Below are 14952 nucleotides of genomic sequence, written 5' to 3' on the forward strand. Positions count from 1 at the left end.
CGGTGTCCGTCAGAACTGCCAGTCGAGGGTCAGGCCCACTCCGTGATCCTTCTCGTTCGAACCGATCAGCCCGTTGTAATCCAGATTCACCCGTACATCGCGATTGAGCGCCAGACCGGCACGCACGCCGACCGCCGCCGCATCACGGTCCATCGACACGCTTTGCACCTTGAACGCGCTGTCGCCATTGGCGAAGGCCAGGTGATTTTGCGCATCGACGCTGCTCAGGTTGTGCTGCCAGCCGAGGCTCGCGCCCAGCTCCAGCTGATGCTTGTCCGACAGGGCAAACGTGCGCTTGGCCCGCACACCCAGAGTGGACAACACCACATCGCGATTGTCCTCGCCACCTTTCAGCGCGGCGGCGTCACCCTTCTCGGTGAAACTGTCGCTGTTCAGGTGAACGTAAGCCAGGTTGGCGAATGGCTCCAGGTTCATCGGTTGCAGGCCCAGGTCATAGGCCGCTTCGGTGAACAGTTGTGCGGTGGTCGCATCGCGCTTGGTTTTCTGCTTGCCACTGACACCGGCGAATTGCAGATCACGTTTGACGTCGATGCGATGCCAGCTATAGGCCGCACCGGCGGTCAGGCGCAGGGCATCGATTTCATGCCCCAGGTAGGCGCCCAGGTGATAACTGTCGATCGACGCCGACGAATGCGTGCCCGAACCCATGCTCAGCGAGCTGTCGCTATAACCGGTGACGAAACCCAGACGGGTATCTTCAGCAATCAAGCCGTCGACGCCCAGCAGCAAGCCACCGATGGAGCTGTTGGTGTCGGCGTTTTTATGGCCGCCATCGCTTTTGCCCCAGGCGCCGAGGACTTTCATCCAGACGTTGCTGCGGTCATCGGTCGGCGCACCAGCGTCGAACAGGTCGCGCTCGCGCAGGCGCTCACCCACGGCATCGCGCAGGTAGCGGCTGTCGTTGACCAGCAGCGTGCCAATCGCCGGATGGATCTCGCCGGACAATTGCTGGAACGCGTCCTGGGCAACGGCAGCAGTGGGCGACAGCAACAGCGTTTCGAACAACGCGTTGCCCGCGCCCAGACGCTCGGCGGCGGCACCGACGGCGCGCTGGTTCGGGGTCAGGCCGACGCTGGCGAACGAAGCACCGTTGCGGCCGACCGCCAGTTGCACACCACCCGCCGAGTAATCCAGGGTGCCGCCGAGGAACGCATAGCTCGGCAGAACCTGGCCAAAACGTCCTTGAATGCCGCCGGCCGCTTGCAGGATGTTGAACTGGCTGCCAAGCAAGGACTTGACCTCGCCGGTGGTCAACAGCGTCGGGCTGTTCTCCAGGGACAGCGCGACGGTCGCACCCTCAATGGTCGCGATGCCGCCAGCGACAATGCGGTCGCTGCTGGTTGGCGAGACTTCGACGGCGTAGGTCGACCCCGGCTCGAAGGTCACGTCACCGGCGACATTCAAGGTGCCGATGGAGTTGCCCGGGGCGACGGTGCCGCCGCTTTTCGCGGTCAGCGCGCCGATCCGGCCGTTACCGCCGAGGATGCCGCTGTCGTTGACCGTGACCGCTGAGGCCAGGGAACCATTGATCGCCAAGCGGCCCTGATTGACCAGGGTCGGGCCGCTGTAGGTGTTGGCGCCGGTCAGCACCAGAGTGCCGATGCCCTGCTTGGTCAGGCCACCGTGGCCGGAAATGTCGTTGCGCCAGGTATCGAGGCCGCAGGTGATGTCGTTGCACACCCGCTGGGTCGGTTTGCCCGCATCGAGAATCGCGCCGATGCCCGGCAGATCCGCGACGAACTGGCTGGAGCCGTAAGCCCCCTCGATGCGGAACTCCTCGGGAATGTCCTGCTCGGTGACGAACATCGCCGGGCCGTCGATGCCCTTGCGCAGGTTGATCATGCCCCAGCCATACAATGCGTCGACACCCGGTGCGCCGAGGTCGGTGGCGGTGGTGCGCAATACGCTGGCGACCTGCGCGCCGGTCATGTAAGGGAAGCGCTCCATCAGCACGGCCATGGAGCCGGCCACGTGTGGCGCGGCCATCGAGGTGCCGTTGTAGTTGGCGTAACCGGTGGTCAGGTTATCGGCGTTGGTGCCGCTGATGATCGAGCTGTAGATCCGCGTACCGGGCGCCGCCACGCAGAAACTCGCGGTGTAGCCGCAGCGCGAGGAAAACGTACTCATGATGTACGGATTGGCGCTGGCCTGGTCCGGGTTCCTTTGCAACGCGGCGACGGTCATCCAGTTCGGCGCGATCTCCGGGACGAAGTAACCGAGGCCGGCGATGGCATCCGGGTTATTCAGGTTGTAGTCGTTACCCGCAGCGAAGATCGTCACGATGCCGCTGCGCGCGGCGGCGATTGCGCCGTCATAGGCGCCACCGGGCTTGGTCCCGAGCAGCGTGCGGATCTCGTTGAACTGCACTTGCGCGTCGTTGACGGTGAAGTGCGGATACGCCGGGTCGCGGCCACCGAGGTCGAACCGGTCGGTGATGCCGATGCCCCAACTGTTGTTGATGATCCGCGCGCCACTGGCGATCAGCGCATCCCAGCCGGCCTTGTACACCGCGCCGTCGTTCCCCCGGACAATGCCGTCTTCCGGGCCGGGGTCGCCGTTGTCGGCGCTGATGATCTGCGCGCCGAACGCCACGCCGTGCATCACCCCGCCATCGCGGCTGCCGGCGGCGATCCCGCCGACGTGGGTGCCGTGGGCGCCGAGCTTGCCGTCGGAGCCGACCGAGGGCGAACCGTCATAGCGGAACGCATCGCCGGCCTTCACCGGAATGTACGGGTCGGTGTATTCGCGAATGCCGCTGGTGACCAGCGTGACGACTTTGTTGGTGCCGGAGAACTCCGGGTGCGCGGCATACACCGGCTGGTCGAAGATCCCGAGCTTCACGCCCTTGCCGGAATACCCGGCAGCATACGCATGATCCGCACCGATGGCGCCCAGGCCCCAATCGGCCTGGAACTCGGTGCTGCGCCAGCTGGCGGGATCGCCCAGCCGGCCGTTCTCGGCATAGGGCGCCGCTTGTGCGCTGCCCCAGCCGGTGAGTGCGCACAGAACGGCGCAATGCAAAGTTTTCAGGCGAAAGCGGCCACCCGATTGCGCGGGGGTGTTGTTGTTTTTCATCCAGCGACCTTCCTTAGTGATGTTGCTAAAAATCCGTTTCATGCGCTGCGCAACGCTTTGCAGGAGCGCAGCCTCAGAACTGCCAGTTCAGACTCAAGCCGACCCCGTGATGCTTCTCGCGGCTGGCCAACTGGCCGCTGTAATCGACATTCACCCGCACATCGCGGCTCAGCGCCAGGCTGGCCTGCACGCCCACCAGCGCGGCATCGCGCACCTGTGGCGAACTCTCGACGGTGTACGGCGCACTGCTGCTGGCGAAGCGCAGATGCTGTTCGGATTCGATGTCGGTAAGGCTGTGCTGCCAGCCGACGTGCCCACTCAGATCGAGCGTGTGCGCGGAAGTCAGGTCAAACCTCTTGATCGCCCGTACCCCGAGGGTGCTCAGCACCGCGTCACGCTGGTCATCGCCGCTTTTCAACGCGGCCGCATCGCCCTTCTCGGTAAAGCCATCGGTGTCCAGATGCACGTAGGCCAGGTTGGCGAACGGCTCCAGCGCCACGGTTTGCACAGGCAGCCGGTAAGCCGCCTCACCGAACACCTGAGTGGTGGCGGCATCGACCTTGGCTTTCTGCCGGGCGCTGACGTCGCCGTATTGCAGATCACGTTTCACATCGGCGCGATGCCAGCTGTAGGACGCACCGCTGCTCAGGCGCCAGGCGCCGATATCGTGGCCGACGTAAGCGCCGAGGTGATAGCTGTCGACCTTGGCCGAAGAATGCGTGCCCGAGCCCTGGCTCAGCGAGCTGTCGCTGTAGCCGGTGACCAGACCGATTCGGGTCTGCTCGTCCAGCGCACCGTCGACGCCGGCCAGCAACCCGCCGATCGAGGTGTTGTAGCCGGCGGTGTCGTGGCGCGAATCCGTGGTGCCCCAGGCGCCGAGGGCCTTGATCCAGCCGTTGCTGTGCGCGGTTGGCGCGTCGTGCAGGCGTTCGCCGATCGTGTCGCGCAATTGCCGACTGTCATTGATCAACACCGACCCGAGGGCCGGGTAGATTTCCCCGCTCAACTGCTGGAAGGCCTGTTGCGCTGAACTCGCGTCGGGGGACAGCAGCAGGCTTTCGTACACCGAACTGCCGGCGCCCAGACCTTCGACAGCGGCGGCCACGGCGCGTTGATTTGGGGTCTGGCCAATACTGGCGAAGGACGTTGCGTTGCGCTCGACCGCCAATCCGATGCCATTGGCCGTGTAGCTCAGGTTGCCGCCGATGAAGAGGTAGTCCGGCAGCACCGCTCCAAACTGCCCCTGAATGCCACCGGCCGCTTGCAGGATGTTGTACTGGCGGCCGAGCAGGCTTTTCGCTTCGGTGGTGCTGAGCAAGGTCGGGCTGTTTTCCAGCGCCAGGCTGACGGTGACGCCGCTGACGGTGGCGGTTCCTCCAGCGACAATACGATCGCTGCTGTTCGGCGACAGCTCCACGGCGTAGGTCGAACCGGGCGCGAAGGTCACGTCACCGGCCACGTTCAAAGTGCCGATGGAGTTACCTGGCGCCACGCGAGCGCCGCTGTTGGCCGTCAGCCCGGCGATTCGACCGGAGCCGCCAAGGGTGCCGTTAGCGTTGACGGTGACTGCCGACGCCAATGAGCCGTTGACCGTCAGCAGACCGCCATTGACGGTGGTCGGGCCGCGAAAGGTGTTGTCGCCGGTCAGCACCAGGCGCCCGGCGCCGGACTTGATCAGGCTGCCCTGGTAAACGCGATTGGCCGCTGCGGCATTGCGGGCCATGCCCACGGCGTAATCGGTCTGATCCTGTTGGCTGGCGCCTGCCGGAACGCCGTTCTGCCAGCCTTTGCTTTGCAGGGTCTGTTGCCAGGCCGTATGTTCGGCGAGGTCTTCACTCTGGCGCTGGAGCAACGCCTTGTCGGAGATGTCGTTGCTCCAGACGTCACGTTGACCCGTCGCCAGATTGGCATCGAACGCCCCGAGCAACTGCCCCGGTCCGCGCATCGCCCGGTTCAGGTTCGCCACGCCCCAGCCGACCCGTTCGGTCGGTGCATCGGTCACTGAGCCATCGAGCTGCGTGGCGGTGGTCAGCAGCACTTCGAGCGCCTGCTGATTGTTCATGTAGGGGTAGCGTTCCATCACCAACGCCAACGCGCCGGTGGCGTGGGGTGCGGCCATTGAGGTGCCGGACTTGATCGCGTAGCCGCCATCGGGAATGGTGCTGTCGATCTTCGCCCCCGGCGTGGTGATGCACCAGTATTTGGCAATGCCGCACTGGTTGTACTTCTGCTGATTGCTCTGATCCAGCCCCGACACAGCCAGCCAGTGACCCTCGAGGTCCGGCTGAAAGTACGGCAGCGCCGAACGCACACTGGCATTCGGGTAGCCGCTGTTGCCGGCGCTGAACACCTGGATCACACCGCGACGTGAAACGTCCGCCGCTGCGTCGAGCCAGGTGCTCTGGTTCCAGTGCTGGGCGTAGGCCGCGTGCAGATCGGCGAGGGTCCGGTAGCTGACATCCGGCGGCTGACTGCCCCAACTGTTGTTGATCGCCCGCACACCGGCGTCAGCCAGGGCGTCGTACACCGCTTTGAAATAGCGCGGATCGGGTTTGGGGCCGAACAGGAAGCTGTCGTTCTTGTTGGTGTTGCCGACGAAAATCTGCGCGTTGTACGCCACGCCATGCATGCCGTTGCCATCACGGGACGCGCCCATGGTGCCGACGACGTGGGTGCCGTGGGAGTCGTTGTTGGGGTTGAGCGTGCCATTGACGTTGAACAGCGAACCGTCAACGTAACTGCCGGACGCCAGCACCGGGTGATAGCGGTCGGTGGCGAATTCGGGGTGGGCGGCATCGAAGCCGGAGTCGAGGGCACCGATTTTTACGCCTTTACCGGTGATGCCGGCGGCGTAGGCTTGATCGGCCTGCATGCGCCCCAGGCCCCAGTCGCGCAGGAATTCGGCCGAGCGCCAACTGCCGGGATCGCCGGGTTTGCCTGACTCGAGGTATTGCGCCTGGGCCTGCGTCGCAGAAATCACAAGCAGCAGGGTGCCGACCGAAATCGGCTTGATGTGTACGTCCATGTTCACCACTCATTTTTTATTGTTTGGTTTTGCGGGTTTCAGTTATTCCTGCAGTGTCTGCCCCCTCATCCCAGCCTCTCCCGGAGGAGAGGGAGCCGGTAGGCGGTCAGTCCCCTCTCCCTCCGGGAGGATTAGGGTTAGGGTTAGGGTGAGGGCTGGCCCTCAAGCCGGGCACGTCAGGGCCGTCCGACCCCGAACGCTTCGTCCACCCGCGCCAGATCCTGCTCGCTCAAGGTGCCCGCGTAGTAATGCAATTTGGTCCACGCCATCAGGTAGTCGTACCGCGCCTGCGCCAGATCGCGGCGGGTGGTGAACAGTTGTTGTTCGGCGTTCAGGGCATCCAGATTGGTTCGCTCGCCACCGAGAATGCTTTGTTTGGTCGAGACCACCAGCGCCTCGGCCGAGGTCAGCGCCTTCTGATAAGCACGCAGTTTGCTGACGCCGGACAGGCAGGCGCTGAACTGGCGGCGCAACTCAATCAGGGTCTCGCGGGTCTTGCCGTCGAGTTCGTACTCGGCCTGCTCCATGGTGCGGCTGGCCTGGCGGGTCGATGCCGACACCCCGCCACCGGCATACAACGGCACGCTGACCTCGAACCCGATGGTGTTGGTCTCGTAGCGCTGGTTGTAGGTGTTGCCGCTTTCCGATTCGTTCTGGCGCATCGCCGCATAGGCGTTGACTTTCGGCAGGTGGCCGGCGCGATTGCGCTCCACTTCGTAACGCGCGACTTCCACCGCCTGACGCTGCGACGCCAGGTTCGGGTTGTTGCTGATCGCCAGCTCGTGCCAGGTGTCGTAGTTGGCCGGTTGCAGGGTGAATGTCTGGAAGTTCTGATCCAGCGGCGCAAGGTCGCTGATGTCCACCGCCGGCGTGCCGATCAGAGCGCCCAGCTCACGCAACGCCGCGTCCTGCTCGTTGCGCGCCTCGATCTCCTCGGCGGTCGCCAGCTCATAGCGCGACTCGGCTTCGAGGATGTCGGTGCGCGTGCCCTCGCCCTGGCGGAACATGTGTTCGTTCTGCTGGAACTGTTGCTCGTAGGCCTTCTTCTTCGCCTGGGCGATGTCGATCTGATCCTGGGCAAACAAGGCCTTGGTGTAGTTGTCGAGCACCCGCACCAGCAGTTCCTGGCTCTTGCCACGGAAGTTCTCGTCGGCAAACAGCGACTGCGCCACGCCTTTGCGATACGCCGCGTAGGCTTCGTAGTCGAGCAACGGTTGTTGCAGGGTCAGGGTCGAGCCATAACTGTTGTAGTTGCGGTCTTCGGTACGATTGCGAGCGCGCTCGTCGAGGGACGTGGCCTTCGACGTGTTGTGGCCCTTGTTGTAGTTGTAACCCAGTTTCGGCAACAGCCCGGCGCGGCCAATGGCGCGGTTTTCCAGGCCGGCGTCACGCTCCTTGATCGCACCGAGGAACACCGGGTCATTGCGCAACGCCTGTTCGTAAATCTCGAACGGCCCCATGGCCGCCACTGCACTGTTGCCCGCCAGCAGCGCGAACGCTGCCGCCAGCATCGGAAGCTTATTCATACAGCCGAACATCCTTATTCCTCGGTCAACGCGGAGCCGGCCCGGTCGAGCAGCGGTTTGAACAGATAGTTGAGGAGTGAACGTTCGCCGGTGCGCACGAACATTTCCGCAGGCATGCCGGGCTTGATCACCAGACCGTTGAGTTTCTCCATGGCCTGATCGCTGACGCTGGTGCGCAACACGTAATACGGCGCGCCGGTTTTCTCGTCGATCATCTGGTCGGCGGAAATCAGGCTGACTTCACCGGCCACTCGCGGGGTTCTGCTCTGGCTGAACGCGGTGAACAGGATGTCCACCGGCAAGTGCGTGCCGACCTTGTCGATCAGGTTGGTCGGCAGGTGCCCTTCCACTTCCAGTTGCGTGCCTTGCGGAACGATCTCCAGCAGGGTTTCGCCCTGACGCACCACGGCGCCTTCGGTATGCACACCGAGATTGACCGCGACACCGTCGGAGGTAGCGAGGATTTCGCTGTGCTGCAGGTCGAAACCGGCGGACGTCAGTTGCTCCGACAGGGTGACGCTTTTCAGTTGCGCGTCGGCCAGTTGGCTGCGCACCTCTTTCTGATACTCCTCGCCATGCTGTTGCAGCTTCAGCCGCGACTCGAGGATGCCCTGCTCCACCCGACCGCTTTCGCCGGTGTTCTCTGCCAGTTGCTGCTGCACTTGCGAGAGCTGACGCTGGTACTCCATCAAGCGGTTGCGCGGGATGTAGCCGTTGTCCGCCAGCGGTTGCAGGTTTTTCAGCTGCTGTTGCAGCGAGTCGGCCTGGGCGTTGAGGTCGGTGCGGGCGCGGCGCATGCCGGCCAGTTGCGAAGTGGCGCCTTCAATGCTGGCGCGCAACCCGGCCTGCTCGCGGGAATAGGCTTCGCGGCGGCTGCTGAACAGTTGCCGCTGGCCTTCGAGCACCAGCGCCAGACGTGGGTCCGGGTCGCTGCTCAGCTCGGCCGGGAATGTCACCTGCTTGAGGTTGTCCCGCTCGGCCTGCCAGCGCGCCAGACTGGCCCAAGCCATGCGGTACTGGGCCTGCAGCGACTGCACGTCGGCCGCGACCTGGGTCTGATCGAGGCGGAAAAGTGGTTGCCCCTGCTTCACGATCTCGCCTTCGCGCACCAGAATCCGGCTGACCACGCCGCTGCTCATCGACTGCACGGCTTTACGCTTGCCGGACACCACCACCGTGCCCTGCACCGGAATCCCTTGATCCAGCGGCGCCAGTGCCGCCCAGGTGAAGAAACTGCCGGCGCCGACCAGCGCCAGAATCCAGCCCATGCGGGCGAAAAACTTCGCGTCGCGTTCCGGGCGCTCGGTGATGTAGGCGTGTTCCATGGTCGCTTCGTTTTCCGTGTTCATGCTTGCGCTGCTCATACACCCGAATTCCTTGTCGTGGGCTGGTACTGCCGGCTCATGCTGAGCCCGCCCGGTGCCTGCGCAGGTTTTTCACGTTGTTGTTCCTGGTGGCCGGACAGTGCCTTGAGCACGTCCTGGCTTGGGCCGAAGGCTTGCAGACGGCCATCGTTGAGCACCAACAGCTTGTCGGCCTGGGCCAGCACCGAAGAACGGTGAGTCACCAGCACCACCGTAGTGCCCTGAGCCTTGAGCTGGACAATCGCGCTGGACAACGCAGCTTCGCCGACGGTATCGAGGTTGGAGTTCGGTTCATCCAGCACCACCAGGCTCGGGTTGCCGTACAGCGCACGCGCCAGGGCCACCCGCTGTTTTTGCCCGCCGGACAGGCCGCTGCCGTCCTCGCCCAATTGGGTGTCATAGCCTTTGGGCATGCGCAGGATCATTTCGTGAACGCCGGCCTGTTGCGCGGCAGCCACGACTTTCTGCGGATCGGCTTCGCTGAAGCGCGCGATGTTCTCGGCGATGCTGCCGCTGAACAGCTCGATGTCCTGGGGCAGATAGCCAATGTATGGACCGAGCTGATCGCGATTCCAGCGATGGATATCGGCGCCGTCCAGACGCACGGTGCCCGCCAGGGTCGGCCAGACGCCGACCAGCACCCGCGCCAGAGTCGACTTGCCGGAGCCCGAGGCGCCCAGCACGCCGAGCACTTCACCGGCCGCCAGATTGAAATTGACCATGTGCAGCGTCGCCGCGTGCTGACCGGGCGGGCCGGCGCTGACCTGTTCAAAACCGATCTGGCCTTTCGGCGCCGGCAATGCCATGGCCTCGTCGCTTGGCGGAAACGCCTGGAGCAGCGCGTCGAGACGACGGTAGGCGAGCTTCGCCCCGCTCCACTGCTTCCACACCGCGATCAACTGGTCGATCGGGCTCAGCACGCGGCCCATCAGGATCGAACCGGCAATCATCATCCCGGCAGTCATGTCGCCCTTGATCACCAGCAAGGCACCGAGGCCCAGCACCAGCGATTGCAGGCACAGGCGTAGGGTCTTGCTCAGCGAACTGATCACCGCGCCGGTATCGCTGGCCTGGTTTTGCAGGCCGAGGAAGCGCGAATGCACGTTGAACCAGCGCTTGCGCAGCGAACCGAGCATGCCCATGGCTTGAATGGTTTCGGCGTTGTGCAGGTGGCTGGTGGCCAACTGGCTGGACTTCTGCGAGAAGCCAGCGGCCTCGCCCAGCGGCTTTTTGGTCATGTATTCGTTGAGGATCGCCAGGGCGATCAGCAGCACCGCGCCGGCGGTGGCGAGTACGCCGAGCCAGACGTTGAACAGGTAAATCACAAACAGATAGATCGGGAACCACGGCGCATCGAAAAACGCGAACAGCGCAGGCCCGGTGACGAATTGGCGGATGTGGGTCAGATCGCCCAGGGATTGCCCGGCGTTGCCCTCGCCCTTGAACAGGTTGCGCTCGAACGCCGCCTGATAGACCCGCAGGTTGAAACGACGCTCCAGCTGGCTGCCGATGCGGATCACGATAAAGCTGCGCACCACTTCCAGCAGGCCGATGAAGGCGAAGAAACCGACGACCATCAGCGACAGCATCGCCAGGGTCGTTTCGTTCTGTGAAGACAGCACCCGGTCGTAGACCTGAAGCATATATATGGAGGGCACCAGCATCAGCACGTTAATCAGTGCAGTAAAGCATCCGACGCTGATCAGAATGCTCTTATAGTCACCCAATGCCTTGAATAAGGGAGCGGTGGCTGGGGCCTTCGCCATCTTCATTGATTATTCCTGAAATGATATTCCCCGCCATTCTTTGGCGAGACGCTTCAATTATTGATCCGTGCAGTTGCCGGAATATGTTTTGCAAGTTTTCTGCTTACACTTCAATAACAACTTTTCTCTTCCAAAGAGCATTCGCGTTATTGATGCACTGCTTATAACTGCAACGTGGCACCTTATATTCAACTTGCAGTCATTACCGATGTTCATGGCTGTTGCGCGGCGCGTTTCAGCGTAATCACCAGGCCCGACTTCAAAGTGCTCAGATAAAGCCCATCACGTTGTCGGCTGAAGAACTGGATTCTTGAGCCTTCCTTGCCGGTGATCGACAGGCCGTCAGGGTCGGGAAACCAGCCGATCGGCGTCTGCTCCAGCCAGGCTCCCAGGCAATCGGCACCCTTGCCCAAGGTCTGGTCGGGTTCAAGGTCGATCTGACAGGTGTTCGAGGGCTTGTCTTGCAGTGCCTGGGCATCAGCGGCGTCAGTGGGCGCGGTCAAAGTTGCGTGCCAGTGGCCGGCGAATGCCGAGGGATCTTCGAGCCTGAGGCTGCTTGCCATGGTTGTTTCTCCGGAAATCATCAGCATCGGCAGCAAAAAGGTCGCGGCCATGCGGGTAAAAGCCTTTTCGATCATGGGAAATTTCGCTCCGAAGCGTAGCCTTGCTGACGAATCAAGGCGATGCAAGTGAAGAAAGCGGCGCATCGAGCGCCGCTTTCCCGTTTCACATCACGCCACGATGTCGCTGAGCGCTGCCTGGCCTACGGTGCTGACCTGGAAATCAGCCACGCCATGCCCGGAGAAGTCCACCGACAGCAGGCTGTTGCCGCCCGACGAGGTCAGGACTGCGTCGCCCGCCGCGCCGGTGAAGGCGCTGACGAAGTGCAGGCCGGCACCTTTGGTGATACCGGTCAGGTCGATTTTGTCCAGACCGCTGACAAAATCGAGGATCTGATCGATCGCACCCGGCTTGGAGTCGGAGCTGGCCGCGAACACGAAGGTGTCCGAACCTGCGCCGCCCCACAGCTTGTCGGCGCCACCGGCCCCGTAAATGATGTCGTTGCCGGCACCACCCTTGAGCTCGTTGGCCACGCTGTTGCCGATCAGCAGGTCGTTGCCCGAACCGCCGATGGCGTTCTCGATGGTGACGCCCTTGGCGATGGACACGTTGCCCACCAGGCCGCCAACGTCCGAGAACGAGGCTTCATTGAGGTTGATCTTCTGGTTCTGGGTGAAACCCGAGAAGTCGAAGGTGTCCTTGCCGCCCGCGTCCCAGACCGAGAACACCAGCTTGTCGGCCGACGACGAGGCGCTGAGGAAATCGCGACCGGCGTTGGAGTTGAAGCCGTAGGTGGTGTCACCGGTACGGGTGGTCATGTTGGCGCCGTAGAGCTTCTGGATCGCCGCGATATCGTCCATCAGCGGACCGGACGAATAGGCTTCCACCCCACCCTTGCTGAAGTTCTGGCTGGTGTTGCTCTCGCTCCAGTAACTCATGACGCTGTAGCCGCGGGTGTCTTGCCCGTAGGTGGCGTCGTTGTAGGTCGGGTTGCCGTTGCCGGCGTTGTAGTCGCCCGGATGCGCAAGGCCCAGGGTGTGACCGATCTCGTGGGTCAGGGTCTGACGGCCGTAGTTGTTCAGGTCCGGGGTCTTGTTCGGGGTGTAGCTGCTGTTGATCAAGTACCACGAAGTACCGTCATAACCGGCACCGGTGCCTGGCAGATAGGCGAACGCCGCAGCGCCGTCCTGGCCGCCACTGTAGTTGCCGAAGGTCATGTGACCGTCACCGCCCGAGGCTTTCTCGGTGAAGGTGACGTTGGCCACATCGGCCCAGGATTGCATGGCGAGCTTGGCCTGGGTTTGTTGTTGTGTACTGAACTGACTGAACCCGCTGATCCCGTGCTTGTTCATCGTGCTGGACGATGCCGAGGTCAGGAACGTGTAGGTGAGTTCGATCTTGCCGCTGCCATCCTTGTCCTGATAGGCAGCGCCGTCGCGCAGCAACTGGGTTGCGGCCTGGTCGACGGAAAAGGAGGGTTTGCCATTGACCGTGAGGTTGCCGCCACGATCGTATTGATGGCTGAAGCTATTGATCTGGTTATACGCCGTGCTGGCGGCTGCCAGAGGTTGCGGCGCCGCGCCCAGCTGGAAAGCCTGTTCGGCGGTATCAATAGCGTTAGCTTTTACTTTCGACATAAACACACTTCCTTGTTTAGCAATGGAACAGTTTTTGTCCGATAGCGACAATCTCTGGCGAGATCGTCCTATCACTCGCCCAATGAAGGCGAAAGAAAACTGACACAATTTGAAATCATGCGTCTAGCGTTTTTTTGAGTTCAAATCGGGCTGTTCCGGGGAAACTCCCGTAAACAATGCTTATGCCGCAGAAAGAATGTTTAATTATTGGTACATTTGCCTAATTGTCTGACGATTTCTTATTTAAATATTAAATATCGGTAAGTTATTTTTTGTTATGCACGTCTCGTTTCTGCACTTTATCAGTGCAAATGCCAGTGTATTGATATCAATCAACTAACAGACGCCGGAAAAAGCTTTTGCGGGAGCGGGCTTGCTCGCGAAGAGGTCGTATCAGCCAGCATTGTTGTGACTGACACACCGCCTTCAAGGGCAAGCCCGCCCCGACAAAAGGGGGGATGGCGGATTTTCAGTTGCCGGTACGAATCTTGTTCCACACCCGCGTGCGAATCCGGTCGATGTTCAGCGGCATCGCTTCCAGTGCGAACAGCTTGCCCATCATTTCGGGGCTTGGGTAAACCTTGGTGTCGTTCTTGATCGCCGGATCGATCAGGCTGTCGGCCTGCTGGTTACCGTTGGCGTAGTGGACATAGTTGCTGATGCCGGCCATCACGTCCGGACGCAGCAAGTAGTTCATGAAGGCGTAACCGGCCTTCTCGTCCGGGGCGTCGGCGGGCATGGCAACCATGTCGAACCAGATCGCCGCACCTTCCTTGGGAATCGAGTAGCCGATATCGACGCCGTTTTTCGCCTCTTTGGCGCGATTCTCCGCTTGCAGGATGTCGCCGGAGAAGCCGACCGCCACACAGATATCACCGTTGGCCAGGTCGCTGGTGTACTTCGAGGAGTGGAAGTAGCTGACATACGGCCGCACTTTCATCAGCAACGCTTCGGCCTTCTTGTAGTCCTCGGGGTTCTTGCTGTGGTGCGGCAAACCGAGGTAATTGAGCGCCGCCGGGAGCAGTTCCGGACCGTTGTCGAGAATCGCCACGCCGCACTTTTGCAGTTTTTCCATGTATTGGGGCTTGAAGATCAGGTCCCAGGAGTCCACCGGTGCATCATCCCCCAGCACGGCCTTGACCTTGGCGATGTTGTAGCCGATGCCGGTGCTGCCCCACAGATACGGAAAGCCATGTTCGTTACCCGGATCATTGGTCTGCAAAGCCTTGAGCAGTACCGAGTTGAGGTTCTTCCAGTTGGACAACTGGCTCTTGTCGAGCTTCTTCAGCGCCCCGCCCTGGATTTGGCGCGCCATGAAATGGTTGGAGGGAAACACCACGTCATAACCGGATTTGCCGGTCATCAGTTTGCCGTCGAGGGTTTCGTTGCTGTCATAGACGTCATAGGTGACGCCGACACCGGTTTCTTTCTCGAAATTTTTCGTGGTATCCGGGGCGATGTAGTCGGACCAGTTGTAGACCTTGACCGTATCCGCCGCATGAGCGAGGGACACGGCGAACATCAGGGGCGCCAGAGCGAGGGTCTTTCGGATCATGGATCGATTCCTGTGTGGGCTGTTGTCTTTTTTGTTGAAGCTGGCAGGCAATCAAAGGATCGGAGAATCAGAAAATCAGGACGTAGGTCTTGCGCACGGTTTCCTGGATATCCCAGACGCCGAGCGTGTTGGCCGGCAACATCAGCGCGTCGCCACCTTGTATGTGCAGGGTTTCGCCTCCGCCATCCGGGGTGAAGGTGCAGCGCCCGGAGATGAAATGGCAGAACTCCTGGGCAGTGATCTGTCGGCGCCAGCGACCGGGGGTGCATTCCCAGACGCCGGTTTCGACGCCATCGTCGCGCTCGACGCTGGTGGTCGAGGCGATGGCCACCGGCGTGCCGATCGGCACGGCCACCGGGTTGGATTCGTCCAGTTGCAGGCTGGCGGTGTTTTTGAATTGGGTGATGCTCATGGCGTTACCT

At 62.0% G+C, this 14952-nt stretch carries 9 protein-coding genes; all 9 read right to left on the minus strand.

What is annotated here, in order from left to right:
- Positions 1–9: 9 nt before the first annotated feature.
- On the minus strand, positions 10–3096 hold the full coding sequence (locus N8H74_RS06170; RefSeq protein WP_262146596.1) for an autotransporter serine protease: 3087 nt from the start codon (positions 3094–3096) through the stop codon (positions 10–12).
- 73 nt (positions 3097–3169) lie between these two features.
- Positions 3170–6121, minus strand: coding sequence for an autotransporter serine protease (locus N8H74_RS06175; protein WP_262146597.1), 2952 nt, complete (start codon positions 6119–6121; stop codon positions 3170–3172).
- A 176-nt stretch (positions 6122–6297) separates the two neighbouring features.
- Entirely contained in the window at positions 6298–7659 is a 1362-nt protein-coding gene (locus N8H74_RS06180; protein WP_262146599.1) for a TolC family outer membrane protein, read from the minus strand.
- A 2-nt stretch (positions 7660–7661) separates the two neighbouring features.
- A complete protein-coding gene (locus N8H74_RS06185) occupies positions 7662–9011 on the minus strand; it encodes an HlyD family type I secretion periplasmic adaptor subunit (RefSeq protein ID WP_262146601.1) in 1350 nt (449 codons plus the stop codon).
- On the minus strand, positions 9008–10783 hold the full coding sequence (locus N8H74_RS06190) for a type I secretion system permease/ATPase (RefSeq protein WP_217831209.1): 1776 nt from the start codon (positions 10781–10783) through the stop codon (positions 9008–9010). The genes N8H74_RS06185 and N8H74_RS06190 overlap by 4 nt, the downstream gene beginning before the upstream one ends.
- A gap of 206 nt (positions 10784–10989) precedes the next feature.
- Positions 10990–11415 (minus strand): AprI/Inh family metalloprotease inhibitor, encoded by a 426-nt coding sequence (locus N8H74_RS06195; protein WP_217831210.1) that lies wholly within the window; start codon positions 11413–11415, stop codon positions 10990–10992.
- A 93-nt stretch (positions 11416–11508) separates the two neighbouring features.
- Complete coding sequence (locus N8H74_RS06200) at positions 11509–12975, minus strand: serralysin family metalloprotease (protein WP_217831211.1); 1467 nt, start codon at positions 12973–12975, stop codon at positions 11509–11511.
- A gap of 469 nt (positions 12976–13444) precedes the next feature.
- Entirely contained in the window at positions 13445–14530 is a 1086-nt protein-coding gene (locus N8H74_RS06205) for a polyamine ABC transporter substrate-binding protein (protein WP_262146602.1), read from the minus strand.
- A gap of 67 nt (positions 14531–14597) precedes the next feature.
- Positions 14598–14942, minus strand: coding sequence for a cupin domain-containing protein (locus tag N8H74_RS06210; protein ID WP_262146603.1), 345 nt, complete (start codon positions 14940–14942; stop codon positions 14598–14600).
- Positions 14943–14952: the final 10 nt, after the last annotated feature.

The organism is Pseudomonas sp. B2M1-30 (assembly GCF_025447575.1).
Lineage (GTDB): Bacteria > Pseudomonadota > Gammaproteobacteria > Pseudomonadales > Pseudomonadaceae > Aquipseudomonas > Aquipseudomonas botevensis.